This window comes from Pedobacter endophyticus (assembly GCF_015679185.1).
Taxonomy (GTDB): domain Bacteria; phylum Bacteroidota; class Bacteroidia; order Sphingobacteriales; family Sphingobacteriaceae; genus Pedobacter; species Pedobacter endophyticus.
Genome location: NZ_CP064939.1, coordinates 139120 through 164105, shown reverse-complemented (window position 1 = coordinate 164105; position 24986 = coordinate 139120). Strand labels below are relative to the sequence as shown.

The 24986-nt window shown below is 41.1% G+C and carries 22 protein-coding genes and 1 riboswitch; of the genes, 13 read left to right on the top strand and 9 right to left on the bottom strand.

The annotated features are described in order from the left end of the window. Positions 1 to 369 (bottom strand): dihydroneopterin aldolase, encoded by a 369-nt coding sequence (locus tag IZT61_RS00755; protein ID WP_196099310.1) that lies wholly within the window; start codon positions 367 to 369, stop codon positions 1 to 3. Positions 370 to 481: 112 nt separating this feature from the next. Here IZT61_RS00755 and IZT61_RS00750 point away from each other — a divergent pair, with 112 nt between their 5' ends. The 8 genes from IZT61_RS00750 (at position 482) to IZT61_RS00715 (ending at position 10382) form a co-directional block, all read left to right on the top strand. Continuing rightward, positions 482 to 1672 carry an acyl-CoA dehydrogenase family protein gene (locus tag IZT61_RS00750; protein ID WP_196099309.1) on the top strand — a complete coding sequence of 397 codons (1191 nt, stop codon included), beginning with the start codon at positions 482 to 484 and terminating at the stop codon, positions 1670 to 1672. A 3-nt stretch (positions 1673 to 1675) separates the two neighbouring features. Continuing rightward, positions 1676 to 4327, top strand: coding sequence for a DUF3857 domain-containing protein (locus tag IZT61_RS00745; RefSeq protein WP_196099308.1), 2652 nt, complete (start codon positions 1676 to 1678; stop codon positions 4325 to 4327). Beyond that, positions 4314 to 4694 carry an SRPBCC domain-containing protein gene (locus IZT61_RS00740; RefSeq protein WP_196099307.1) on the top strand — a complete coding sequence of 127 codons (381 nt, stop codon included), beginning with the start codon at positions 4314 to 4316 and terminating at the stop codon, positions 4692 to 4694. The genes IZT61_RS00745 and IZT61_RS00740 overlap by 14 nt, the downstream gene beginning before the upstream one ends. A 62-nt stretch (positions 4695 to 4756) precedes the next feature. Next, on the top strand, positions 4757 to 5560 hold the full coding sequence (locus IZT61_RS00735) for a hypothetical protein (protein ID WP_196099306.1): 804 nt from the start codon (positions 4757 to 4759) through the stop codon (positions 5558 to 5560). A gap of 43 nt (positions 5561 to 5603) precedes the next feature. After that, on the top strand, positions 5604 to 5816 hold the full coding sequence (locus tag IZT61_RS00730) for a hypothetical protein (RefSeq protein ID WP_196099305.1): 213 nt from the start codon (positions 5604 to 5606) through the stop codon (positions 5814 to 5816). A 254-nt stretch (positions 5817 to 6070) separates the two neighbouring features. Continuing rightward, a riboswitch (SAM riboswitch) is annotated at positions 6071 to 6181 on the top strand. Positions 6182 to 6462: 281 nt separating this feature from the next. Beyond that, positions 6463 to 7770: an O-acetylhomoserine aminocarboxypropyltransferase/cysteine synthase family protein gene (locus IZT61_RS00725; RefSeq protein WP_196099304.1), complete on the top strand. Its 1308-nt coding sequence runs from the start codon at positions 6463 to 6465 to the stop codon at positions 7768 to 7770. A gap of 58 nt (positions 7771 to 7828) precedes the next feature. Beyond that, on the top strand, positions 7829 to 8929 hold the full coding sequence (locus IZT61_RS00720) for a homoserine O-acetyltransferase family protein (protein ID WP_196099303.1): 1101 nt from the start codon (positions 7829 to 7831) through the stop codon (positions 8927 to 8929). Between the two features lie 208 nt (positions 8930 to 9137). Next, positions 9138 to 10382, top strand: a complete 1245-nt coding sequence (locus tag IZT61_RS00715; protein WP_196099302.1) for a homoserine dehydrogenase — start codon at positions 9138 to 9140, stop codon at positions 10380 to 10382. Positions 10383 to 10455: 73 nt separating this feature from the next. Here the strand turns inward: IZT61_RS00715 and IZT61_RS00710 are convergent, their stop codons facing one another. From IZT61_RS00710 to IZT61_RS00700, 3 genes are read right to left on the bottom strand one after another with little or no spacing between them, the layout of a single operon-like run. Next, positions 10456 to 10800: a hypothetical protein gene (locus tag IZT61_RS00710; RefSeq protein WP_196099301.1), complete on the bottom strand. Its 345-nt coding sequence runs from the start codon at positions 10798 to 10800 to the stop codon at positions 10456 to 10458. Between the two features lie 2 nt (positions 10801 to 10802). Next, complete coding sequence (locus IZT61_RS00705; RefSeq protein WP_196099300.1) at positions 10803 to 11600, bottom strand: type II toxin-antitoxin system antitoxin SocA domain-containing protein; 798 nt, start codon at positions 11598 to 11600, stop codon at positions 10803 to 10805. 57 nt (positions 11601 to 11657) lie between these two features. After that, complete coding sequence (locus IZT61_RS00700; protein WP_196099299.1) at positions 11658 to 12428, bottom strand: queuosine precursor transporter; 771 nt, start codon at positions 12426 to 12428, stop codon at positions 11658 to 11660. Between the two features lie 742 nt (positions 12429 to 13170). On the opposite strand from IZT61_RS00700, the gene IZT61_RS00695 reads away from it, so the two are divergent. Further along, the gene (locus IZT61_RS00695) at positions 13171 to 14397 is read left to right on the top strand and encodes a multidrug effflux MFS transporter (RefSeq protein ID WP_196099298.1); all 1227 of its coding nucleotides are present in this window, start codon (positions 13171 to 13173) and stop codon (positions 14395 to 14397) included. Between the two features lie 124 nt (positions 14398 to 14521). Here IZT61_RS00695 and IZT61_RS00690 read toward each other — a convergent pair whose 3' ends face one another. Both IZT61_RS00690 and IZT61_RS00685 read right to left on the bottom strand, forming a co-directional pair. Then, on the bottom strand, positions 14522 to 15211 hold the full coding sequence (locus IZT61_RS00690; RefSeq protein WP_230383804.1) for a PepSY-associated TM helix domain-containing protein: 690 nt from the start codon (positions 15209 to 15211) through the stop codon (positions 14522 to 14524). After that, entirely contained in the window at positions 15177 to 16706 is a 1530-nt protein-coding gene (locus IZT61_RS00685; protein WP_196099297.1) for a DUF2271 domain-containing protein, read from the bottom strand. Before IZT61_RS00685 ends, IZT61_RS00690 begins: the two co-directional genes overlap by 35 nt. A 231-nt stretch (positions 16707 to 16937) precedes the next feature. Between IZT61_RS00685 and IZT61_RS00680 the strand changes: the two genes are divergently transcribed. The 4 genes from IZT61_RS00680 (at position 16938) to IZT61_RS00665 (ending at position 21090) form a co-directional block, all read left to right on the top strand. Continuing rightward, entirely contained in the window at positions 16938 to 18083 is a 1146-nt protein-coding gene (locus IZT61_RS00680) for a methionine aminotransferase (protein ID WP_196099296.1), read from the top strand. Between the two features lie 22 nt (positions 18084 to 18105). Then, on the top strand, positions 18106 to 18909 hold the full coding sequence (locus IZT61_RS00675) for a nitrilase family protein (protein WP_196099295.1): 804 nt from the start codon (positions 18106 to 18108) through the stop codon (positions 18907 to 18909). Between the two features lie 249 nt (positions 18910 to 19158). Beyond that, positions 19159 to 20193 carry a N(4)-(beta-N-acetylglucosaminyl)-L-asparaginase gene (locus tag IZT61_RS00670; RefSeq protein ID WP_196099294.1) on the top strand — a complete coding sequence of 345 codons (1035 nt, stop codon included), beginning with the start codon at positions 19159 to 19161 and terminating at the stop codon, positions 20191 to 20193. A gap of 129 nt (positions 20194 to 20322) precedes the next feature. Beyond that, on the top strand, positions 20323 to 21090 hold the full coding sequence (locus IZT61_RS00665) for a copper homeostasis protein CutC (RefSeq protein WP_196099293.1): 768 nt from the start codon (positions 20323 to 20325) through the stop codon (positions 21088 to 21090). A 31-nt stretch (positions 21091 to 21121) separates the two neighbouring features. Here IZT61_RS00665 and IZT61_RS00660 read toward each other — a convergent pair whose 3' ends face one another. From IZT61_RS00660 to IZT61_RS00650, 3 genes are all read right to left on the bottom strand, one after another. Beyond that, positions 21122 to 21631: a hypothetical protein gene (locus IZT61_RS00660; RefSeq protein WP_196099292.1), complete on the bottom strand. Its 510-nt coding sequence runs from the start codon at positions 21629 to 21631 to the stop codon at positions 21122 to 21124. A gap of 48 nt (positions 21632 to 21679) precedes the next feature. Beyond that, a complete protein-coding gene (locus IZT61_RS00655; protein WP_230383803.1) occupies positions 21680 to 24262 on the bottom strand; it encodes a glycoside hydrolase family 2 protein in 2583 nt (860 codons plus the stop codon). Positions 24263 to 24494: 232 nt separating this feature from the next. Beyond that, complete coding sequence (locus IZT61_RS00650) at positions 24495 to 24896, bottom strand: DUF983 domain-containing protein (protein ID WP_196099290.1); 402 nt, start codon at positions 24894 to 24896, stop codon at positions 24495 to 24497. Between the last annotated feature and the right edge of the window lie 90 nt (positions 24897 to 24986).

Sequence of the window (24986 nt, the reverse complement as noted above, 5' to 3'; positions counted from 1 at the left end):
CTATTTTAATGATGTATAGGACAGTTTAACAAATGAATGCCCGATTTGGCCCGGCATTGGTGGATTTAGCTTTTTGATGCTCACATTTACCGTTTCTACGAAAGGATAAAGCGCAATCACTTTTGAGATCATATTGTTTAAAACCGTTTCTAAAAGCTTTTGAGTGTTTTTCATCTCCTCCTGAATGATGCCGTTCAAATCTTCGTAATTTACGGTTTGGGCGAGCTCATCATCAAAGCTTTTCGGTAAAAACTCGGTTTCCAAATCTACAATAAAATGATTTCCAATAAGTTGCTCTTCTGGATAATATCCGTGTAAGGCAAAACATTTAACATCCTTTAAAGCTACAGTTTGTTTGAATTGGCCCATATCTGTTTTGTGTGGTGCAAAATTAAATTTTTATTCATGAATATAAGGCCCATTGTTGTAAATTGTTACCTTTGAAATGAACGTGATTCTTTAACCAGATAAACGAAACTAAATGAGCAAATCAGTAAAAAAAGACCTTTACGAGGCACCGGATTACTATTTATTGGATGAACTGTTAACTGATGAGCATAAACTCATTCGCGCAACAGCAAGAGAATGGGTAAAGAAAGAGGTAAGTCCGGTTATTGAAGATTATGCTCAAAAAGCTGAGTTTCCGAAACATTTAATCAAAGGATTGGCCGATATTGGTGCTTTTGGCCCCACAATTCCGGTAGAATATGGGGGCGCCGGTCTTGATTATACTGCCTATGGCATCTTGATGCAGGAAATTGAACGCGGCGATTCGGGCATCCGTTCTACAGCCTCCGTTCAGGGCTCGCTGGTAATGTACCCCATTTACGCTTATGGAACGGAAGCGCAGCGCAAAAAATATTTACCAAAGTTGGCCACCGGCGAGTGGATGGGTTGTTTCGGCTTAACCGAGCCGGATCATGGCTCAAATCCCGGCGGCATGGCCACCAATATTAAAGATGCTGGATCGCATTATATTTTAAACGGCGCCAAAATGTGGATCAGCAACGCCCCTTTCGCCGATATCGCCGTTGTTTGGGCAAAGGATGAAGCGGGAAAAATTAGAGGAATGGTAGTTGAGCGTGGAATGGAAGGTTTTTCTACCCCGGAAACGCATAACAAATGGAGCTTGAGGGCATCGGCAACCGGTGAATTAGTTTTTGATAACGTTCAAATTCCTAAAGAAAATGTTTTTCCTGAAATTAGCGGACTCAAAGGCCCGCTGGGCTGCCTTAACCAAGCTCGCTATGGTATTGCCTGGGGTGCGCTCGGCGCCGCAATGGATTGCTACGATACGGCGCTACGCTACGCTAAAGAAAGGGTACAGTTTGGCAAACCGATCGGCGGATTTCAATTGCAACAGAAAAAGCTGGCCGAAATGGTTACCGAAATTACCAAGGGGCAGTTATTGGTTTGGCGTCTGGGCGTCCTTAAAAGTGAAAACCGAGCTACAGCCGAACAAATATCGATGGCAAAACGAAACAGCGTAGAAATTGCGCTGGATATTGCCAGAAACGCCCGCCAAATGCTCGGCGGAATGGGAATTACAGGCGAATATTCAATTATGCGACATATGATGAACCTCGAGTCGGTGGTAACTTACGAGGGAACGCACGACATACACTTATTAATTACCGGAATGGATATCACCGGATTAAATGCTTTTAAATAAAACATGATAAAAAAAATTACACTCTCAACCATCCTTACCATTTTTACAGTTCTTTTAAGCTTTGCCGGAAACGGCAAAGTAAACATCAATAAGCAACTGCCCAGTTGGTTGCAAAAAGTTGATGTGATCAACAAGAAACCGCCTTATAAGAACATTCAAGACGGTTATTATATTTTTCTTTTCGAAAGACAAAACAACCTTGAAACGAAAGAACATTATACGCACATCATAAGAGAAATCAGTAATTCGAGCGGCGTTCAAAATGGTTCCGAAATTTCTGTGTCCTACGATCCAAGTTACGAAAAGCTAATTTTCCACAAACTTGTAGTTTGGCGGGCGGGCAAGCCAATCAACAAGCTGGTTTCCGAGAATTTCAAAATCCTGCAAAATGAAGAAGAACTTTCACGCTTTATTTACAGCGGTTTATTCACCGCTTATTTAATTCTTGATGACATTAGAAAAGGTGATAGGATCGAATACGCCTATACCACGCAAGGGAGTAATCCGGTATTTCCAAAATACGCTAGTACGATCTATTTTGAAGGAAATAGCCAGATTGTTAATGTTTATAACAACATTATCTTCGATCCGAACAGAAAGATGAGGACCAAAACCTTTAACGACACTCCGGTTTTAAATAAATCTGTTGTAAACGGATTAAATGTTTTCGAATGGCAAAACACAATGTCCAAAACATATCCCGATCAGGATTTTGTACCTTCATCTTACAACCCCTTTGCCCGCGTTCAAATTTCTGAATACCAGAGTTGGGAGGAAGTTGTAGACTGGGGCTTAAGCATTCAAAATTTCGATATCAAAAACACAACACTTCTCAATAACAAAATTGCTGATTTGAAGTCGAAATCAAAAGGAAATAAAGAGAAGTACTTAGAACTTGCAACGAGGTTTGTCCAAGATGAAATTAGGTACATGGGTATAGAGATGGGAGAATATTCTAATCGCCCAAATACGCCTGACAAAGTCTTAAATCAACGGTATGGCGACTGTAAGGATAAATCCAATTTGCTTTGTTACCTACTTAAAGCTAATGGAATTGATGCCTATTCTGTATTTATTGATACGTACCTCAATAACGAAACGGCGAAGCTTCTGCCCAGTCCAAATGTATTTAACCACGAAACATTAGTTGTTGAGCTCAACGACAGAAAAGTTTACATCGATCCAACTATATCCAATCAAAGAGGTCCTATTTTCGACAATTATTATCCATATACCGCAAAAGTTTTGGTCATTAAAAAAGGTGTAAAGGACCTAATAAGCACACCGCGACCAAACTTAGGGAGACTGCACTCCTTTACTGTTTTTAAAGTTGCAGACACCTCAACAAAATCAAAAACAAGCTTCATAATAACTACAACTTATTCAAATAATTACGCAAATACTTTTAGAGACGATTTAAATACTAAAGGTGAAGAAAGTTTGGAAAAATCTTACATAGAATATTATACAAATTTTTATCCCGGCTTGAGCATGAAAGGGCCATTAACAATTAAGGATGATGAGCTGGAAAACGTCATCACGGTAAAAGAGGAATATGAAATAAATAACTTTTGGACAAAGGATGAAAATTTAAAGTCAAAGAAAATAGCTTACTTCTATGGCGACTTGATAAATAACCAAATAAACGACTTGAAAAAGTTTAGAAACGCACCAATGAGTATGCAGTTTCCAAGCACTGTTGAGCAGCAAATAAAAATTATTTTGCCACGAACGTGGAATCTTCAAAACGAAAACTTAACTATTGATGATGAGAATTACAGATTTGTTTACTCAGCAAACGCTAAAAAAGATACCTTAACGTTAAACTACTATTATCAAAGTTTTGTCTCCGCTTTACCACCCATTGCACTTGATAAGTATATAAAAGACAGCAAACAGATTTCGGCTTTACTGAGCTACGGAATTTATTGGGATGGCGATGTAGCTGGTGATTTAGGTGGCCTCGCTGCAATGCCATTTTCAATCGCCATTATTACATTAATTCTTTTCTCTTTTATCGCAATGTATGTCTACACAAGACATACAGCCTACAACCTCGAAGCAATCAAAAACGCACGTAAAATTCAGGGCTGGCTTATCGTTCCGGCAATCGGTATAACGGTTTCGCCAGTAACAATTCTGTTTGCCACATTCAAATTAGAAATTTTTAATCAAGCCATTTGGAGCGCAATGCAAACCAGCGAACATTCAGTTTTTTTCGTTTGGTCGGTAGTTTTGACCGTTATAGTAAATACGATCCTGTTTGTTTCCAGTATCTTTATTCTCATCTCTTTCTATAATCGAAGAGATTTTTTTCCAAAATACTATATTGGATTTTTATGTTTTAACTTCGTAGTATTATCGGCCGATTATTTTGCCAATGCTTATTTAACGAAGATTGTAGCTACCGAGGCTGCAAATGGCACTAACGACCTGGGTTTTCTAGTGGTAAAAGGAATTTTCGCGATAATCTGGATTGTTTATTTCATTAAATCAGATCGGGTTAAGGAAACGTTCGTATTTTCGTACCCCGGTTCCGCATGGCGCATGGCTATGGTTAAAGACCTGAATGAACAGTTTGAAAAAAATGATGGCGCAAATGATGAGCAAGCATTTAACGATAAAGAAATAGTAAAAATTGATGAAAGACTATAAAAAATACACTTACCTGCCAGCTTCTCCCGAAGAAGTTTATTTAGCGCTCACAAAAGATCTCAGCATTAAACTTTGGACAGGTGCCGAAGTAACGTTTGAAGAAAAGCCTGATACCGAATTTTCTTTTTGGGATGGCGATATTGTTGGAAAAAACATTGAGTTTGAAACCAACAAAAAGATTGTGCAACAATGGTACTTTGGCGAAAATAATGAACCATCAATCGTTACTATCAAACTTCATGACGATAAAAAAGGAACATCGTTGGAGTTTAAGCAAACCAACATTCCGGATGAAGATTATAAAGATTTTACCGAGGGCATAGAAGAATATTTTCTTGGTGGGCTCGTCGATTTTTTTGACGAATAAATTCCTAGGTTCAGGAATACTTTGTATCTTGAACCTGTAAATTATCTCTTATTTATTAACGTATGCTCATCCCACGAAACTCCTTTGCGGTTTTAATACTGCTTTTGGCTGTCGTACTCACCTCCTGCGGTGGTATTTCAAGCAACTTACCCGTTTTTTACACGCCCGCGGCAACCTCAAATCACATGTCGTACCTACCAAAGCCAATGATTTCTGACAGCGTGAAAGCCCGAAATTATGTTAGCGCCAGTTTTGCAGATAATACCTTGCCATACGAAACAGGCAGCATGTCGATGGGTTTCGTTAACTACAACCGATCCAATGTAATCGGAAACTTTAACTTTTCGTACGGAGGCTTTGGGTACTTCGGCGGAACATCGGAAGGATATGAAAACACCCGACGTAAAATAAGCGACGATTTCTATCAAAAGGGTGTTGTAGGATTTGGATTGAGAACATCGGCAGGCGTTGCACAAGTGTCGGGCAACACAGAATTTAGGATTTTAAACTGGGAAACAGCGCTTGTTTATGAGGGCGGAAGTTACGCATCGTTCAGAAAAGATTTAAGAGCAAAATCAGATTCATTATCCATTGCATCAAACAAAACAACCCTGTTTACTACGGGCGGATCTACAGAACTCATCTGGCATGGCCGAAAAAACCCCGACAGGCAATATGGCTTCCGGCTGTTCCTCGGCTCTACAATTGGCCTCAAGCGCAATATTAACTACAGCACCGAAAAAATCTCGGGACTCGCGGCCGATTTCTCCTTTTTCATCAAGATCAAAAACGCTTATGGCATCGTTGGCACAGGTTCCAATTTGATGAACAACTCTGGAAAAATTACCATCGGATATGCATTTTAAAACATAAGCCCAATTCATTTGTTCAACTGTAAATTAAAATGATATGAACAGAACAGTTGGAATTGTATTGATTATTGTAGGAATTGCAATGCTCGTTTGGACGGGGTTTTCTTACACCAAAAGAGAAAAAGTTGTTGATGCCGGCCCGATCCAAATTTCGGCAGACAAAGAAAAATCAGTAAACTGGCCTCCGTATGTTGGCGGTATTATTCTGGTGGCGGGGGTTGTAGTGCTTGTTACTTCGAAAAAAAGGTAAGCTCGTTTGTCCCAATGCATTAATTGGTTAGCTAAAGCGTAGGTTATCAGCGCTCTATTATACTTTCTGCATCGCAATTCATATTCAATAGAATCTGGATTGCGATGCTTTTTTATTTCTGGCTCAAAAATAAATCACTCACATTCAACAAATTATTGAAATTTCAGAATTTAATTTTGTCATTCAAAAAATAATTCAGACATTTGAAATATTATTTGGCGGATAGCTGAATAAAAGTCAATCTTAATCGGATTGATTTATAAAGAAGTGGCGAGAGACTGGCTCTGCGACCCACTGGCAACCCTCAGAAAGAGAAGGTGCCAATTCCTGACCGGATAACACGGTGTTATCTGGAGATATAAATTACAACTGATGAAAATATTAAATCTTCAATCGCAAAGCGAGAACAGTTTGAATCCAAAGCAGGTTCGAATTTCCCCTATTTTGTCTATTTATTTTGATATCAAAGCGGTTACTTGTATGTGCTGTTGCATGCAGTAATTTAAAAAATCTTCCTCTATTGTGTTTTCAAATTGGAAGGTCCCAGTAAATTGGGATACGCCCCTGTCTGAACTTACGAAGCATATTTCACTAAGTATTCGGAAGTTCCATCATTCAACAACCACAAATTCAATCATTTAAAATTATGTCAACATCATATAAATTCGAAACGCTACAAATTCATGCCGGCCAGGAAATTGACCCAACAACTGGTTCAAGAGCTGTTCCAATCTATCAAACTACATCTTACGGTTTTAAAAATGCCGAACACGGTGCAAACCTCTTTGCATTAAAAGAATTCGGAAACATTTATACACGGATTATGAATCCTACAAATGATGTTTTCGAAAAACGGATTGCCGCTTTAGAAGGCGGTGTGGCCGCTTTGGCAGTGGCCTCCGGCCAGGCCGCACAGTTTATCGCGTTGAACAATATTTTGGAGGCTGGCGATAGTATCGTCTCTTCGTCGCATATATACGGGGGCACCTATAATCAGTTTAAGGTGGCCTTTAAACGCCTGGGCATTCATGTAGAATTTGCCAATCCTGATGTACCAGAAGAATTTGAAGCGAAGATTACCGAAAAAACAAAGGCCATTTATTTAGAAACGATCGGAAATCCAGCTTTTAGTATCCCCGATTTTGAGAAGATTGCAGCAATTGCCAAAAAATTCGATTTGCCTTTGGTTGTCGATAATACTTTTGGTGCAGCGGGCTACTTATTTAAACCTTTAGAGCACGGTGCAAATATCGTTGTAGAATCGGCCACAAAGTGGATAGGTGGACATGGAACGAGTATTGGCGGCGTAATTGTTGATGGCGGCAATTACAACTGGGGCAACGGAAAGTTTCCGCAGTTCAGCGAACCATCGGCAGGTTACCACGGCCTCGTTTTTAGTGATGTTTTTGGCGTTGATGGTCCTTTCGGAAATATTCAATTCATCATCCGTGCCCGTGTTGAGGGCTTAAGAGATTTAGGTCCTGCGCTTTCGCCATTCAACTCCTTCCTTTTGTTACAAGGATTGGAAACCTTATCGCTCCGCGTTCAGCGCCATGTAGATAACGCCCTTGAATTGGCAACCTGGTTAGAAAACCATCCGGCCGTAAAAGAAGTTTCCTATCCCGGATTGGTCAGCAGCAGCTATAACAGCCTCGCAAAAAAATACCTCAGCAATGGTTTCGGTGCCGTTTTATCGTTCGAGTTAAATGGCAGCAAGGAAAACGCTACAGAACTGATCGACAACCTCAAACTGATTTCGCACCTGGCCAATGTTGGCGATGCAAAAACATTGATCATCCAACCGTCGGCAACTACGCATCAGCAACTAAGTGACGAAGAACAATTGGCCGCAGGTGTTAAACCAAACTCGTTGAGAGTTTCGGTAGGCATTGAACATATAGATGATATAAAAGCCGATTTCGAACAGGCCTTTACTGCAATTGGCGTGGCTTAAACGCATAAATAGCGTAATAATCCTAAACTTTTTGCTTTAAAACCTCTCAATATTCAACATGCAGACTAAAAAAAATAACAGCGCTTCAAATTCTCCCTCCGGAGGCTCAACAGCGACATATACATACCCCAAGCAATTTAAGCTCGAAAACGGGAAAAAGCTTCGCAACCTCGAAATCGCGTATCAAACGTACGGCAAGTTAAACGCCAATAAAGACAATGTGATTTGGGTTTGCCATGCACTTACCGCAAATGCCGATGTTTTTGAATGGTGGGAAGGTTTGTTTGGGCAAAATGCATTATTTAATCCGAAAGACCATTACATTGTTTGTGCAAACGTTTTGGGTTCTAACTACGGCACCACAAATCCGTTGAGCAAAAACCCCGTAACCGGCCTGCCCTATTACCTTTCTTTCCCGCAATTTACCATTCGCGATTTTGTTTCTGCGCATCAACTGTTGGCGAAACATTTGGGCATTAACTTAATTAAACTCTTAATCGGTGGTTCTTTGGGCGGTCAGCAAGCAGTAGAATGGGGAATTATCGAGCCAAATCAGATTGAAAACCTGATTTTGGTCGCCACAAATGCAGCGCACTCTCCCTGGGGAATCGCCTTTAACGAGAGTCAGCGTTTGGCAATTACCAGCGACCGCACTTTTTATGCCAACCAGCCCGACGGCGGAAGTAAAGGGTTGAAAACGGCCAGAACGATTGCACTTTTGAGCTACAGAACCTACAGCGCATACGGCAGTACGCAGGTAGAAAGCGTAAATGATAAAACCGATCATTTCAGGGCGTCATCTTACCAGAATTATCAGGGAGAAAAACTCATTAATCGCTTTAATGCCTACAGTTACTACTATTTAACCAAGGCAATGGATAGCCATAACGTGGGGCGAAACAGAAACAGCATTACCGACGCCTTGAAGCTTATAAAAGCGAACACCCTGGTTATCGGAATTGAGAACGATTTTCTCTTCCCCATTTCGGAGCAAAAATACCTGGCAGACCATATTGATGATGCCGAATTTGTATCTATTCATTCAGAGTATGGTCATGACGGGTTTTTGATTGAAACGAATGCCTTAACCAATATCATCAGCACTTTTATGAAGGAAAGCCGCAAAAAAAAGGTAATCAAACTGCAGTACACCGCTTGAAGGGAGTTTGGAGTCGTGAGTCAAGAGTCCGGAGTCCGAAACTCGAGAGACAAAAGACCAAAGCTGAAAGACCAAAGCAAAAATAAACGTCTGCACAGTATTCCCATCGCTAAGCCCTCCCTTCTGGGGAGGGTTGGGTGGGGCTTAAATAATCAAAACAGATAAAATCGGTGCAATCCGTTTAATCTGTGTAATCACAAAAATAAAAATGAGTAAGAACTTAAAAATTGGTTTATTTGGTTTTGGAGTTGTTGGGCAAGGTTTATTGGATATTATCCAAAGCCAGAACTTAAACCTCGAAATCATTAAAATAGCGATTAAAGATCCAAGAAAGAAACGTACGCTAAACAAGGATTTATTTACTACCAATAAAGACGAAATTCTGAACAATTCGGAAATCAATACCATTGTAGAGCTGATAAATGATGCCGATGCGGCATATGAAATCGTAACTACTGCACTAAAAAACGGCAAAAATGTGGTTTCGGCCAACAAGAAAATGATTGCCACCCATTTGAAGGAACTGGTAGATCTGCAACAAAAGCATGGCACCTCTTTGCTTTACGAAGGTGCAGTTTGCGGCAGTATTCCAATAATCAGAAACTTAGAGGAATATTACGATAACGAACTTTTCCATGCTTTGAGCGGCATCTTCAACGGCTCATCAAATTACATTCTGTCCAAAATATTCAATGAGAACCAAAGTTACGATTCGGCATTAAAGGAAGCACAGGATTTAGGCTTTGCCGAAACCGATCCAATTTTGGATGTGGGAGGCTATGATCCAAAATACAAATTGGCCATTGCTACAGCACATGCTTATGGCTTGTTTGTTAATCCTGATGTCATTTTGAACATCGGTATTCAAAATCTTTCTGCTAACGATATTAAATATGCCCGTGAAAAGAACTTTAAGATAAAGCTGGTTCCAACCGCCCGAAAGGTTAACACGAAAGATATTGTTACCTACGTTTTGCCGAAATTAGTTGCCAAGGATGATTTCTTGTATAATGTAGAGAACGAATACAACGCGGTAACCGTTCAGGCTGCATTTGCTGATAAACAGTTCTTTTTTGGCAAAGGAGCCGGGGGCCACCCAACAGGAGCAGCAGTGCTATCTGATATTGCGGCGCTGCGATATGATTATCGCTATGAGTATAAAAAATACCACTCAGAAAATGGTGTTAAGCATACAGAGGCTATTTTGTTGGAGGTTTACCTGCGTTACGCTGACGAGGATTTAATTAGGTTACTGGAATTTGACAACATTAGCGAACGTTACTCGGCCAGTAATTACAAGTACGTAATCGGTACCGTAAAGCTCGAAAGCCTCATTAAAAACCGCGACTTGTTATTGGATAAGGAAGTATTTATCGCCTACACCGGAAGACAAGTTTATGCGCAAACTGAAATAGCCGAAAATATCTTCGCAGAAGAACTGGCGGCGATTTAAGAATATAATTTAAGTTAATTTTTTATTTGTTTTGTTGTTAGCACAAAGGCCGGAGCGATTCCGGCCTTTTGCATTATTCGAAGTTTTCTAAAATCCGCTTCCGATCTTCGTTTTCCTTATCGTTCTTGTGATAAAGCTCAATAAATACGATCTTTTGTTCCTCTGGAAAATAAGCGTAAATCAGCCTCAATCCGGAGTTAACTCCACGGCCTTTTAAACTATCGCACGCAATTTTCTTAACTTTTATAATACAGGATGAAATCCCCAGATTATCAATCCTAAAGCTAAATGGATTCTGAGCATCTGGCTTAACTCTCAAAATAATCTTTACATCCTCTAGGTCAGAATTAAGGCTCCGATATTTTTTCAATAACTTCTTTAAGTCCTTGTCAAATTCATTTAACGAATCAAAGCGCATATCTAATGATCAAAGTCCTCGTCGTAAACCCTCACTGAATAAGGCACTTCTCTATAAAAAGCTAAATTATAGCTGATGTCTTTCCCATCTTCAGTAACCTCCCAGGGCAAATCCTTATGAGAATAATCGCTTATTGCAGTTGCCGACCAATCGCTCATTTGCTCTAAAACCTTGTCGATCACATCCTTTTCGCTGGCTTTTAATTGTGTTAAATCGGCCTTTTGCAACGGCAAAAAACGCTTTTGGGCGAAACCTTTATACGCTGTTTTAATGCGTTGAATTTCGTTGTCATCCAACATCTGATTAATTACAGAATCTAATTTTTGCGGCACAGGCCCATAGGGTAGTTTTTTGTACTTCGCCCCTGTTAAATGTTCTTCGTAAAGTTCGTAATAATTGAAATCAGAAAAGTATAGCAATTTATACAGAACCGTTTCACCAACGTTCGGTTTTCCGGCACACCGTTCTAAAATGTAAAGTAAAACGTTCTTAAATTTATTGATATTCAAAGTTGGAATAGAAATCCGCTCTTCCGTTACTGGTTGCGCTTCCTTAGTAGAATCAATATTCTGACCAAGCTGGAAATCTTTCGCGACAAAGTCATCCAACGAAAAACTTAAGGCATGCGAAAGCCGCTGCAACTCATTTAAACTAATGCTCCTGTTGCCCAACTCAATTTGTGTTAAAGACGGACGGGAAATATTGATACTTTTTGACAATTCGCTTTGCGACAAGCCTTTTCGGTTGCGTAATAGAACAATTCTCCGTCCAATTTCTTGTTTCGACAATTCAAAATCCATCACCAAAGGTAAGCGATGTTTCGAAATAAAACAATAGATTGATTTAATTCAAAACACTTATCCCCTTCCGGCCATCTCCATCAATTTTTTCGCCAGTTCTTTGCCCAGGTAACCATCAATAATGGCATGAACGATATACAAGATTGGCGTCATCAAAATGGCCACTACAAATTTGTAAGTGTAGTTTACCAGGCCAATTGCGGCCACCATTTGCCAGCTGTAATGGTACTGGGGATTGAGGTAAAAAGCAATAAATATAACCACAAAGCTATCAATCAACTGCGAAACCAAGGTAGAACCTGTTGCCCGAAGCCACAAAGCACGTTCGCCGGTTATTTTCTTTATCCGATGGAAAATTAAAACGTCGGCAAGTTGCCCTACAATAAACGCAATGATAGAGCCCACAATAATCCACATTCCCTGCCCAAATATGCCCGCAAAAGCATTATTCATATTCAAATCTTCACCATTAATGGTCTGGTGAACCCAAAAATCGGCTGCACTTAAGTGCATTGAGCCCCAAACCACCAGAAATGCAAATGCAATTAAAATTGAAGTTAAGATAGATAAAAAGCGAACCTGTTTTACTCCGAAATACTCGTTGATAATGTCGGTCATGATAAAAATAATAGGCCACGTTAGTACGCCCGCCGACATTACAAACGACAAATTAGGCACGCCAAACAAGTTTATATCAAACTTTTTGAAACCAAGTGTTTCTTCTACACTGAACAATTTTACACCAATAAATTCGGACAAGATTGCATTAGCAACAAAAAAACTTCCTAATATGAGAAGCAGACGGCTTTCTTTGGTCTTAAAGGTCATAGCGTATAAATCTAGGGATAAATCAAATAAATGTTGCCTTTTTGATTAAATTAATAATCCGCATGAAACCAACTATCTTCGTTCAATGCGTACCCCTGACGCCGATGCTAAACGGACTAATCCCAATGTTACTAAGTTAAGCCCTTCAGTTGTCAGTCTGAGCGGAGTCGAAGACCCTTTTTTTTGGATAAAACAAATATTTGTCCTTCGACTCCCTTGACATCGACGTTATTTTGTAATCTGTTGTTTTTAGCTTTTTAGATGAACAGTCGTCATGCTGATCCCGTACGTAGGGAGACAGGGTGACGAGGAGGTTGACCAGAACGCCCTAAAATAATCATCAACGTCACTCATATTGATTTTTGCTAAAAAACTACCCCTACCATTGGCGTTTCGTCATTGCGAAATCGATTTTTAATCGATTGAAGCAATCTCATTAGCGACCTTATTGCAGAATAGATTGCTTCGTGCCTCGCAATGACGGCCGACTAAAAAACGTCACTCATATTAAGTTTTTCCTAGAAAATTAAAACTCCGGATGACACAATATTTTTTGTTCACCCTTAACGTTAATCGCACTGGAACGAACCCTAACAGCTATCCGATACCCAGATTAAAAATGTTTAACCAAAATTCAAAACATTTTAAAAAACGAAATCTTTTTTACAATCATTCGACCTTAAAAATAGGTTAAGAAATTTAATCTCCCAATCTTTGCGCTCCGAAAAAATCGAACAAGAACATGGCTAAGAAAAAGCACTTTTACCTCATTTTAATTTTGGGTTCGTTAGCCGCACTTGGCCCGTTCTCTATTGACATGTATCTGCCAGGTTTTGTAGATATTGCGCAAGATTTAAACAGCACCGAATCAACCGTCGCGTTATCGCTATCAAGCTTTTTCATCGGAATTTCTGCGGGTCAATTATTGTACGGCCCCCTGCTCGATAAGTTCGGTCGAAAAAAACCGCTGTATTTTGGTCTGGCACTTTATATTGTTGCTTCCATTTTGTGTTTGGCCGTTACAAACGTGAACCAGCTTATTGTTTTGCGGTTTGTACAAGCTATTGGCAGCTGCGCCACTGCCGTTGCATCTGTAGCCATGGTTCGCGATTTGTTTTCCGTTGAAGAGAGCCCAAAAGTGTTTGCCTCACTAATGTTGGTTATTGCCGTATCGCCAATGCTTGCGCCTACCGCCGGCGGCTACTTAATTGCAGCGCTCGGCTGGAAATATGTGTTTGTTTTTCTGGGGTTTATGGCTGTGTTGATTTTGCTGGCATCGATATTCAAATTGCCCGAAAGCTATAAACCTGATCCGAATTATTCCCTAAAGCCGAAACCAATTTTAAACAGCTTTTTAGGTGTTTTAAAAGAGCCGCAGTTTTCTACTTATGCATTAATCAGCTCAATAACCTTTTCGGGGTTGTTCGCTTACGTCTCTTCATCGCCAACCGTTTTTATGAAAATTTACGAAGTAAGTAAAACCGGTTACGGATGGATTTTCGCCTTGCTATCAGTCGCGTTCATCGGGTCGAGCCAGTTAAACAGCGTAATTTTAAGATGGTTTACCAGCAAAAAAATAGTAACCTGGGCTTTGCTTGCGCAATGCGCCTTCAGCTTGATATTCCTGGTTTTTGCTTTGAACGATTGGTTAAGTTTATATTCAACCATTGGTTTTATTGCGCTGTTTTTGTGCTGTTTAGGATTTATTAATCCAAATGCGGCGGCCTTATCTTTAGCGCCTTTCAGCAAAAATGCTGGCAGTGCATCGGCTTTAATGGGTGCGCTGCAAATGGGATTGGGCGCACTCGCTTCCGTTGTTGTTAGTCTCTTTAGCGAACACTCAGTAGTGCCCATGCCCCTGGTAATGACGCTTGCCGCTTTTATTGCGCTCTTTTGTCTGTTCGTTGGTACGAGGTTCATCAAAACAGAAATCGCAGCTTCGGCCGATGCGACGGTTGTGGGGCATTAAGGCCGCTCCCTATCAAAGTTTGTGAATTATTTTTCTGTAGTGCAAGTCCCTCTCCGGGAGAGAGGGAAACAAGGGTAAGGCAGCGACGTACTGGCCAATGCATTTACTTTCAAAGGGTGAGGCCCTAAGGTACAAACAGTTTATAAATGATATAGCAAGCCAGTGCTCCAACCGCTGCAATGATCAAACCGCTCATTCTTTTCTTCTTGATAAAGCAAATCAGGATGATGCCCGAAAGGGAAACCAATGTCATCAGCACCGCCGAAATATCGATAATCCACGACCAGGCTTTCCCCGAGTCTCGTCCTTTGTGCAGGTCATTTATTACCGCAATAGCACCAAAACGGGTAACTGTTAGCTCATAATTACCTGTCTCCCTATCAACAAATGTATCGGCAATGTATCCGGGGCCATTAAAGGTTAGGCTGCATTCCGCATCATCGATTCTAAAATCGCTCAATGCACCTTTAACCTCGTGCTTGCTCCTAAAATATTCTACCAGTTGAAGCTTATTAATTTTTGAGGTATCAATTTCATTTACCCATTTTACGTTTACGGTTCCTGAGTCTTTCCTTACCACTTCTTTGCCCGAGGTAAACCAATCCGCATGGTTTAAGGTTAAACCCGATACCGCAAAAAACAGCAGAATGGCAAAACTTACCATCGATAAATAGATATGAAGCCAACGAGACAAACCTGCAAAGCGTTTTTTTACCCTGCTTTTTCCTTGAGGTTTTTTCGAAGTATTACGACCTAAGCCTGCTGGAGCCACTACAATATTACTTTTTCCTGGTTGCGATTTTTCTGTAGTCAAGTGATGCTGATGCTAATTCTGTATTTGGGGTTAATTCGATCTTACTGGCCGTTCCGGTAAATTTCATCTGTTTAGCTATAATTTGATAAGTGCCATGTTCCCTAACCACTTCAATATAAACCGTGTACGAGCCTGCTTTAACCAGCTTACCATGATCATCTTTCCCGTCCCAAACCAACGTATATTTTCCGGGGCCACGGGTTGCCGAACTTGTTGAACTCAGGCTGCCTTCTGCCCCTTTTTTAAATTCATCGCCATTTGAACGCGACCACGATTTTAAATCGGGCAGCCAACGTGGCTTGTTATACCAAATCGCCAGGTTACGCACAGGTGTTTTCTGGGCGTCTTCTACCCAAACGGCAACAAACGGGCGACGAACGCGACGGCCGTCGGTAGATTCAACATTTGCAAGTTCCAGATTGACGAGCAGTTCGAATTTGGTATTCCAGAATTTATCTGCTTTAGCACGATCGGGAGAAGCAGTTGATGTTGCTGTTTCTACTTCATAGGCCGTCCAGCCCTTACTTTTTATTTCTGTGCCAGCTTTGGTAACCAACAGATATGCAACATCTGATTGTGCCGACATCAGTTTTTCAATCTCACTTACCGAAAGTACGTTGAAAGCGGTTGCCAGCGCGCCGGCCTTACTGGCATCAGCCGCAATTACCGTTGCACTAACGATTTCAGCAACAGGGTTTCCGTTACGTGGATCGATTATGTGCGAATACCACTTTCCATTTATACGATAACCTCTTCTATAATTGCCACTTGTGGCTACAGCCTTGTTCGATACTTTAACGGTAACCAATGGCGCAGCGTTTTCTGCATCCGCCATGGGGTTGGCAATCTTAATTACCTCTGTGCCAGAACCTTTTACCACCATATCTCCACCAATGTTTACAACAACATGTTTAATGCCGGGAGTTTCTATAGCTTTTTCTGCAGCCTTATTAATAATGTAGCTTTTGGCAAAAGAATTTAAGGCCAGCGGCGCATCATCAAGGCGTGTTACCGTTAAATCCTGCTCATTCAAAACATAGTGTTTTGTTTTTACCATACTTACGGCCGTTTTCAGTTCGGCAGCCAATGGCAAGCGATTTTCGGCAGTTGCCTTTTTCCATACGTTGGCAAAAACCGCTGCCGAAGCATCCAAAGCGCCATTTGTTGCGCCTTTATAATTTTCAAATTGTTGTAAAACCTCAAACAGCTCGGCCGAAATTGGCGTAGTCGTTTTTCCGTTGCGCATCCACCTGCTAAACTCCGATGTGCTTTTGTATGCACTTAAAATATTATCTAGGCGATCAATTTCATTTACGGCGTTTTGCTCAGCCAAATAAGCGTCGTCCTCGCTCGCTGCTTTAAATTTCAATTCTAACGATGTTCCCAGTACATTTTCGTAGTTGGACACAAACGTTTTGATCGTTTTTTTCGGAAGAACAAAAGCCGATGTTGTTAAAGCAAACAAGGCAATGGCAATTAGATATTTAAATTTCATAGAAACGAGTTTTGATTTGGCATGCCAAATTAAGATTTTTTATTTGGATTAATTATAAATAGCAAACAAATATTCAGGTTTACTTGAACAAAATAGTGCAATAACGAGTACCGAAAGATCCGAATAGGTACAATATTCATCAATCGTAACCAGCATCGGCGAGCAATAAAAATGAATCAATACCTTTGCTATTTAAGCTTTAAAGCTTTTTTTCATACATTCGCTTATAACATGTTAAATATCATATCGAAGCTTCCTGGTGTGGGCACTACCGTTTTTTCGGTCATGTCTAAACTTGCGGCAGATCACAATGCCATTAACCTGTCTCAAGGCTTTCCTGATTACCCTTGCGATCCCCATCTGGTCGAATTGGTAAATAAGGCCATGAAAGATGGTTTTAACCAGTATGCGCCGATGCCTGGCAACCCGTTTTTAAAAGAAACAATTGCCAGGAAAATAGAAAATCTTTATCAGGTAAAATATAATCCAAACACCGAAATAACGGTTACCGCAGGTGGAACACAGGCTATTTTTACCGCCCTGGCTACCATAATCAATCCCGGCGATGAGGTTATCATTTTCGAGCCCGCTTACGATAGTTATGCACCAACCATAAAACTGTTGGGTGGCCTGGTAAAAACTTACGAGCTTGCGCCGCCAACCTACGCTATTGATTGGGACATGGTAAAAAAGCTGTTTACAGCCAATACCCGGATGATTATCCTCAATTCTCCTCAGAACCCTACCGGAAGCATTTTATCAGAAGACGATATGCGATCGCTCATTAAACTGATTAAAGGTACGGATATACTGATCCTGAGCGACGAAGTTTACGAACACTTGGTGTACGATGGGCAAAAACACATGAGCGTTATGCTCTTTCCCGAACTAAGGGAAAGGAGCTTTATTGTAGCTTCCTTTGGCAAGCTTTTACATGTTACCGGATGGAAGCTCGGTTATTGCCTTGCACCTGAGCAGCTTACCACCGAATTTAGAAAAGTACACCAATTTAACGTTTTCAGCGTTAATAGTGCTATGCAGCAAGCCATTGCCGAGTACATCAATAATTCTGAAAACTACACTGGTTTAACCCGCTTTTTTGAGCAGAAACGCGATTATTTCAGGCATCTCTTAAGTCAAAGCCGCTTTGAATTATTGCCATGCAATGGCTCGTATTTTCAGTGTGCCAGCTACAGTAAAATTTCAAAAGAAAAAGATACAGATTTCAGCATGAGGCTGATAAAAGAATTCGGGGTTGCTACGATACCCGTTTCCGCTTTCTACCAAAAAGCAACCGATTACAAGATTATCAGATTCTGTTTCGCCAAAGAAAACTCAACCCTACAAATGGCCGCAGAGAAATTAATTAATGTTTAATGCATCCCGTAAAGCAAAACACATGGAAACACCTATTTACACGCAAATAGAAAACCTGAAAGTTACCGTTTTTCAAGCCTACCTTTTTTGGGAGAACATAGAAAAAAACCTGCAGAACCTCACCTTGCGCCTTTCGATGGGCGTTAGAGAGAAAACAGATTTAATTGTTTTGCCAGAAATGTTTAACAGTGGCTTTAGCATGCATGCCGAAGCACTTGCCGAAGAAATGGGCGGCTTTACCATGCAATGGATGCAGAAAACGGCCTATCAATACAATTGCGTGGTTACCGGAAGCTTAATTGTTAAAGAAGATGGTAAATTTTATAATCGCATGATTTGGATGGAACCGGATGGCGAGTTTAAAAAGTACGACAAGCACCATCTGTTTGGGATGGGCGAAGAGGATAAAAACTTCACTGCAGGAAATGAAAAACTCATTGTAACGCTAAAGGGCTGGAAAATACGATTGGCGGTTTGCTACGACTTACGCTTTCCGGTTTGGTTACGCAATAAAAACGAAGAATACGATGTTTTACTGCTTATTGCAAGCTGGCCCGACAAGCGTTCTTCGCACTGGAAAGCACTGATCCCTGCCCGTGCCATCGAAAATCAAAGCTACGTGATTGGTGTAAACCGCGTTGGCCACGATGGCGATCAGATTTACCACAGCGGCCATTCGATGTGCATTGACCCTTACGGCGGTACCGTATATTACAAGCCCGAAGACGAAGATTTGTACACTTTTAGCATTAACTACGAGGAATTAGTTAAAATAAGACGCCAGTTTCCGTTTTTAAAGGACGCCGACCAGTTTGAGATCGATTAGGTTTGACAGTTTTCAATTGGGAGTTTCCAGTTGGGAGTTTCCAGTTGGGAGTTTGCAGTTGGGAGTTTCCAGTTGGGAGTTTCCAGTTGGGAGATTGCAGTTGGGAGATTGCAGTTGACAATAGGAAACTAGCAATAGGCAACCTAAACCATTAAGCAATTCAACAATAAAGCAATTTAACAATTAGGCAATCTAAACAATCAAGCAATTTAACAATTCAACAATTAACCATACAAACTAAACTAACTAATGTTCAACCGTCGTAAATTTATTAAAGCCTCTGCCCTTTCTGCGGGTTTATTGGCTATCGATAAAACCAGTATTGCTCATGTTATCCCAACTGAAGTTGGCCAGGCAGATCATTTTCCGATTGTAATTTCGACCTGGGATTTTGGCATTGCCGCAAATGCTGATGCCTGGAAAGTGCTTTCCAAAGGCGGCCGGGCGCTCGATGCCGTTGAACAGGGCGTTTGGGTGCCAGAGGCCGATGTAAAAAATCAATCTGTTGGCTACGGTGGCCTTCCTGATAGAGACGGCCGGGTAACGCTCGATGCCTGCATTATGGATGAAGAGGGAAATTGCGGCGCCGTATTGGCTATTGAACACATTAAACACCCCATTTCGGTAGCGCGGAAAGTAATGGAAAAAACGCCTCATGTTATGCTGGCCGGCGATGGCGCATTACAATTTGCGCTTGAGCAAGGTTTTAAAAAGGAAAATCTCCTTACTCCAGAAAGCGAAAAAGCCTGGAAAGAATGGTTAAAAACGGCTAAATACCAACCTATAATAAACATCGAAAATAAACTTTACGATAAGGCGGCACCGCAAAAACTGCCGGGAAACCAGTACAACCACGATACCATCGGTATGCTCGCGATAGATGCCAAGGGGAACATATCAGGCGCCTGCACTACCAGCGGAATGGCCTATAAACTGCACGGCAGAATTGGCGACAGCCCGATTATTGGTGCCGGATTGTATGTTGATAATGAGGTGGGCGGCGCAACGTCAACAGGTGTTGGCGAAGAAGTAGTAAGAAACGTCGGTTCATTTTTGGTGGTCGAGCTGATGCGTCAGGGTTATACGCCTGAAGCAGCTTGTAAGGAGGCCGTAATGCGGATTATCAAGAAAAAACCCGAAACCGCAAAGAACATCCAAGTTGGCTTTTTAGCGATCAATAAAAAAGGCGAATATGGTGCCTACGCTATTCAAAAGGGTTTTAGTTATGCGGTTTGCAACGAGAAACAGCAAGATTTACTGATTAAAGGAAAAAGCTATTATTAATTTAAATGAGTCATCATTTCCAATGCCGATTCTTCGGGAGGGATCTGATTTGCGAATAGAGATTGCCTCGTGCCTCGCAATGACGATATAACAAAAACGAATTGTCAAAGCTAAATCTCCATAAAAGATATGAACGATAATATAAAAGGCGCCTTTGGTGTACTGGAAATTTGTGGTAATTCTTTCGAATCGGCTTTGGCTGCACAGCATGGTGGCGCCAAACGTGTAGAACTTTGCGATAATTTAGCCGAAGGAGGAACTACGCCCAGTTATTCCCAAATTGCCTTATCTAAACAAAAACTTAACATAGCAATATGGCCCATTATACGTCCACGCGGAGGCGATTTTCTATATTCTGAGATCGAGTTCAGCTTAATGAAAGAAGATATAGCCATTTGTAAATCATTAAATTGCGACGGTGTAGTGATCGGAATACTTCAAGCTGACGGAACGATTGATAAAAAGCGGTGTGCTGAACTGATTGAACTTGCCAAACCTCTTCCCGTGGCTTTTCATCGTGCATTTGATATGAGCAATGATATGGAGAAATCACTGGAAGATTTGATCGACCTGGGAATTGTTCGGGTGCTTTCATCTGGTGGAGCGGCTTCAGCCATTGATGGGGCCGATGTTTTAGCAAAACTGGTTAAGCAAGCCGCCGGAAGAATAGTAATTATGCCGGGGGCCGGAATTAACGAACACAACATTAGCACACTTATTAGCAAAACTGGCGCTACAGACTTTCATGCTTCCGCTAAAACCTTTGTTCAAAGTAAAATGCAATACCGCAACCCCACAACCAAAATGGGTAGTATAGAAGATGAATACCGCTACGAATTGACCTCCGTAGAAAAAGTGAAGGCTTTAACAGCGCAATTGGCCATTAAACACACTTAGCTGCCCAGGTTAAAATTGGTATGTATAGTATTTAATGTTCCTTATTCTTAGTTCTCAGAAGTAAATTTAGCAGCCCTACAAGCGCAGCCAGTACAATATAAACCATTGCTATCGCCAGTAGGGCAAATTTGGTTACGGCACAGTAAAAGGTGATGGCGGGCATTGTGTCGTAAACTTCGTTCAGCGTAATCAACATGGTTCCGTTCTCCAGTACATCAAACAGGCCCGCCAACCAAACTAGCTTAGCCAAAAATGAGCCAATGGCAATCAGCTTAGGCTGCATAGAGAATTTGCCGGCGATGTTACAACCCAGGCTGATCGACCACGAGTACAAAATCAGAAATCCAAAATCAAGATAAATGCTTAATCTTGCCTTTGCAATGCCCGCCGCTCCCCATTCGCTCAAAATTGCCAATGCCCGTTCGGGTACTTTTGCCAATTCAAATGCTACAATGTTATTGGGCGTATACGGGCGCATTACCAACATCCAGCTAACGGCGAGAACAGTAATAAGCCAAAATTTTTTACCTGTATTTCGCATGTTAGTTCACAATTTAAGGTGCCCAAAATAAGTTTACGGCAAAGAGCCTTATTCCAAAACCACTCCGCTTACTTCTAACTCGGCAATTGCCGACAAAGTGGCTTTCTCAAAAGTTACCTTGATAAATCTTCCCGTTTTTTTGCCATCGAACGAAATATTCAATTGTTTATCCGTGCTATTTTCTTGCTTTGATAAAATTTGCCAGTTTATTTTATCGTTCGAAATTTCTATAGAATAGTTTCGCTGTTTTACATTAGGAAAAGTGAGGTTAATACCTTTAACTGCAATACGTTTTTCCGTATCAAGCGTAAAACTAGGTGTTGGATCGTTATCAGCAGCCTTCCAAAAAGTAAGGAGATTAGCATCTACACCAAAACCTGCTGTACTGTTTCGTTGTGAAGAACTCGAAAAGGCCGGATTGTTTGGCCCAAACGTGCTGATCTCCGATTTTTGGCCCGATGTTTCAAAACGAATATATTTTTTCTCTGTATATTTTTGAGCAGGGTTATACCGAACCGCTCCCTCAAACTCAAGTTTTATCGTATCTGGTTTTAGGCCCGGTGAAGTGGCTACTATTGTTGTTTTACCAGCGTAATACGATCTAAACTCAATTGCCGCCTGCCCATCTAAAATTCTAATATCGCTACCCTGTTCAAAGCGGATGCTTCTTCCAGTTGGAAACTCCCCCGGGCCAGCAATTACCGTAAGCGTCACCCGCGGTGCAGATTTTACAACCTTTCCCCATTTGCTCAATGCCGATACAACCAGCTGTACATCTTCCCCTCCGTTAATGTCTTTTACCAACACCCTATCAGCGCCCAGTTTTAAATAATCTGCCGCCGCTTCAGTATGCTCCCCAGGTGCCGGCACACCGGCATAAGCCTGTCGATACCAGTAATACGCTTGCTTAGGAATGCGAAAATAATCTACGATCCCCATTTTACCCAGCGTTTGCCCGGCTATACTTCCATGATCAAAACCACACCATATGGCTTCACCGCTTCGCCATGCCGGTGTTTGGCCATTTTTACCCTTACTCAAATCGCCCCATTGCGGGCTGTAAACCCCCGGTCTATCCGCCGTAACGCTGCCGTATTCCGAAACAACCGAAGCCACCCCTGGGCTTTGAAAAACAGAAATCGAGGCTCCATCGCCATTATAGCCCGCTATATCCCCCAGCCTATCTATTCTGTTACTGTCCAAAGGTCGTTGTGCACCACCAATTGCCACAGCCCTTGTAGCGTCCAGTTTTTTAGAGAGCGCTACTTGTTTTTTTAGCAGCCCCCTCATTTTCGAGATTACAGCACCTGTGCTGAAAAATGGCTCATTCGACATGCTCCACGTGATAATAGAAGGATGATTTCTAGAAATCCTGATCATCTCCCCAAGCTGCTGTAAAACACTTTGTTCAAATTCTTCCTCGTCTTCAATTTTTGTTGGGTAAGCGCTCGAATTCCAATAACCCTCCGCTTTAAAGCCTCCTATTCCCCAAAACGCATTTTCAGACCAAAAAAGCATTCCCAGTTCATCACAAGCTTCAGCAAAAGAGGGATCGTGAGGATAATGAGAGCCCCTAATTAAATTAAAACCGGCCTCTTTCATCATTTTTACATCCCTGTAGAAACCAGAATTGGTTACCGCATCGCCCCAGCCAGCATGATCCTGGTGTACATTTGCTCCTTTCAGGTAATAATGTTTGTTGTTAAGAAAAAACCCACTGTCTGCCGTCCATTTTAACGAACGTATTCCAAATTTTGTTTCATATTCGTCTGCTTTTGTTTTTCCATCCATCAAAGTTTGTACTGCTTTATATAGAACTGGCTTTTCGGGACTCCAAAGCTGGGGATTGTTAAATGCGTTCATATTTTGAACAATTGTTTTCATTTGTCCCTTATCTATCTGCTCTTTTACAGTTTCCGAACAAACTAAATGCCCTTTGGCATCTAATATGTCTGTTCTTAAAACAATCGATTTCGATTCGTCATCGTCGTTTTTTACTTCCGTTTGTACCTTAATATTTGCGCTGGCGTGGTTTGCCGTAGGCGTAGTTACGAAAGTTCCATGCCATGCTACATGTACGGGGCTGGTAACATGCAGGTAAACATCTCGATAAATTCCTCCTGAAAATACATGCTCACCAGCGCGGGGCGCTAAACGAGGGTTCCATAAATTGTTTAAACGTACGGCAAGCACATTGTTGTCATTTTTAACCGCTTCCGTAATATCAATCAAAAAGCCAGTATAACCGCCTTTATGTCTTCCCACTTTTTTTCCGTTCAAAAAAATCTCGGCATCCTGAAAAGCCGCTTCAAACTCTAAATAAAAGCGTTTAGATTTAATGTCGTCATGAATGTCGAACGTTTTTCTGTACCAACCATAGCCTGTGTAAAACTCTGTCGACATAAAATAAGGCATGCTAAACGAATGCGGCAAAGCAACGTTACTCCAACTTTCATCTTTGTAGGTAACAGCCTCTGCCCCATTGTGATCCCCGATTATAAATTTCCAGTCGCGATTGAAATTTATCTTTGATCGTTGTGCCGATGCGTCGTAAATATTTAGAAAGAAGAAAAGGGATAAAGCCAACATTTTGAAGGTTGCACTTGTGATTTTAATACAGTGGAAGAACATATACAACTACGATTTAATTTAAAAATCTATGAATATAGTTCTTTTTAACAACCAATAGTTGTAAAAACGGATTTTTTTTTAAAAGTTTCTGTCCCGATACCGTTTATTTCACCTTAACTCTTTTAAGTAGCTGTGTAGATTTAGATGGAAAACAAGGATGATGCTGACGCTTTAACTTCAGGCGTAATTAAGCGGTATTGTTTATTATATAGAGATGAACTTTAACACCATTTTAAGCTTTTTTATCGCCGCTACCAGGAATATAATGCAAGCCGGGCGTTAAGTAATGAAGTAAAATTACCCGCGAATATCTATAATTTATCGGCGAGCATAAGAGCACCCCGAATAAGATCAGACCTACGTAATACCAAAGGTTTTCGTAAACTAAATCTAGCCCTAAAATGTACGAGGCCACACCTATTGTAATAATCTCGGCAACATTCATGGCGTAGCTCACAAACATCGCTACATAAAAAAATCCCGGTTCGCGTTCAAATTTTAAGTTGCAATGCGGGCAGTGTTCATTGGTTTTTTGAAGCCTGAATGCGTAGGCACTACCTGTAAATATATTGCCTTTGCGGCATCTGGGGCACTTACATTGTAAAAAAGCTTGAAATTTAGATAACTCTGCCATAATTCTGTATTTAATAGTGCAAATCTACCTTTTTGTATTTTGGTAATTTATGACCTATATCATCTTTATAAACAGGTTAACAGCGCATCT

What these genes read in the sequence shown, in the direction of transcription:
- IZT61_RS00670 (WP_196099294.1), top strand. Translation starts at nt 19,159, where the DNA reads ATGTTCAACCGTCGTAAATTTATTAAAGCCTCTGCCCTTTCTGCGGGT.
- IZT61_RS00655 (WP_230383803.1), bottom strand. Translation starts at nt 24,262, where the DNA reads ATGTTCTTCCACTGTATTAAAATCACAAGTGCAACCTTCAAAATGTTG.
- IZT61_RS00725 (WP_196099304.1), top strand. Translation starts at nt 6,463, where the DNA reads ATGTCAACATCATATAAATTCGAAACGCTACAAATTCATGCCGGCCAG.
- IZT61_RS00750 (WP_196099309.1), top strand. Translation starts at nt 482, where the DNA reads ATGAGCAAATCAGTAAAAAAAGACCTTTACGAGGCACCGGATTACTAT.
- IZT61_RS00730 (WP_196099305.1), top strand. Translation starts at nt 5,604, where the DNA reads ATGAACAGAACAGTTGGAATTGTATTGATTATTGTAGGAATTGCAATG.
- IZT61_RS00650 (WP_196099290.1), bottom strand. Translation starts at nt 24,896, where the DNA reads ATGGCAGAGTTATCTAAATTTCAAGCTTTTTTACAATGTAAGTGCCCC.
- IZT61_RS00715 (WP_196099302.1), top strand. Translation starts at nt 9,138, where the DNA reads ATGAGTAAGAACTTAAAAATTGGTTTATTTGGTTTTGGAGTTGTTGGG.
- IZT61_RS00700 (WP_196099299.1), bottom strand. Translation starts at nt 12,428, where the DNA reads ATGACCTTTAAGACCAAAGAAAGCCGTCTGCTTCTCATATTAGGAAGT.
- IZT61_RS00720 (WP_196099303.1), top strand. Translation starts at nt 7,829, where the DNA reads ATGCAGACTAAAAAAAATAACAGCGCTTCAAATTCTCCCTCCGGAGGC.
- IZT61_RS00685 (WP_196099297.1), bottom strand. Translation starts at nt 16,706, where the DNA reads ATGAAATTTAAATATCTAATTGCCATTGCCTTGTTTGCTTTAACAACA.
- IZT61_RS00755 (WP_196099310.1), bottom strand. Translation starts at nt 369, where the DNA reads ATGGGCCAATTCAAACAAACTGTAGCTTTAAAGGATGTTAAATGTTTT.
- IZT61_RS00740 (WP_196099307.1), top strand. Translation starts at nt 4,314, where the DNA reads ATGAAAGACTATAAAAAATACACTTACCTGCCAGCTTCTCCCGAAGAA.
- IZT61_RS00660 (WP_196099292.1), bottom strand. Translation starts at nt 21,631, where the DNA reads ATGCGAAATACAGGTAAAAAATTTTGGCTTATTACTGTTCTCGCCGTT.
- IZT61_RS00745 (WP_196099308.1), top strand. Translation starts at nt 1,676, where the DNA reads ATGATAAAAAAAATTACACTCTCAACCATCCTTACCATTTTTACAGTT.
- IZT61_RS00705 (WP_196099300.1), bottom strand. Translation starts at nt 11,600, where the DNA reads ATGGATTTTGAATTGTCGAAACAAGAAATTGGACGGAGAATTGTTCTA.
- IZT61_RS00680 (WP_196099296.1), top strand. Translation starts at nt 16,938, where the DNA reads ATGTTAAATATCATATCGAAGCTTCCTGGTGTGGGCACTACCGTTTTT.
- IZT61_RS00675 (WP_196099295.1), top strand. Translation starts at nt 18,106, where the DNA reads ATGGAAACACCTATTTACACGCAAATAGAAAACCTGAAAGTTACCGTT.
- IZT61_RS00710 (WP_196099301.1), bottom strand. Translation starts at nt 10,800, where the DNA reads ATGCGCTTTGATTCGTTAAATGAATTTGACAAGGACTTAAAGAAGTTA.
- IZT61_RS00665 (WP_196099293.1), top strand. Translation starts at nt 20,323, where the DNA reads ATGAACGATAATATAAAAGGCGCCTTTGGTGTACTGGAAATTTGTGGT.
- IZT61_RS00695 (WP_196099298.1), top strand. Translation starts at nt 13,171, where the DNA reads ATGGCTAAGAAAAAGCACTTTTACCTCATTTTAATTTTGGGTTCGTTA.
- IZT61_RS00735 (WP_196099306.1), top strand. Translation starts at nt 4,757, where the DNA reads ATGCTCATCCCACGAAACTCCTTTGCGGTTTTAATACTGCTTTTGGCT.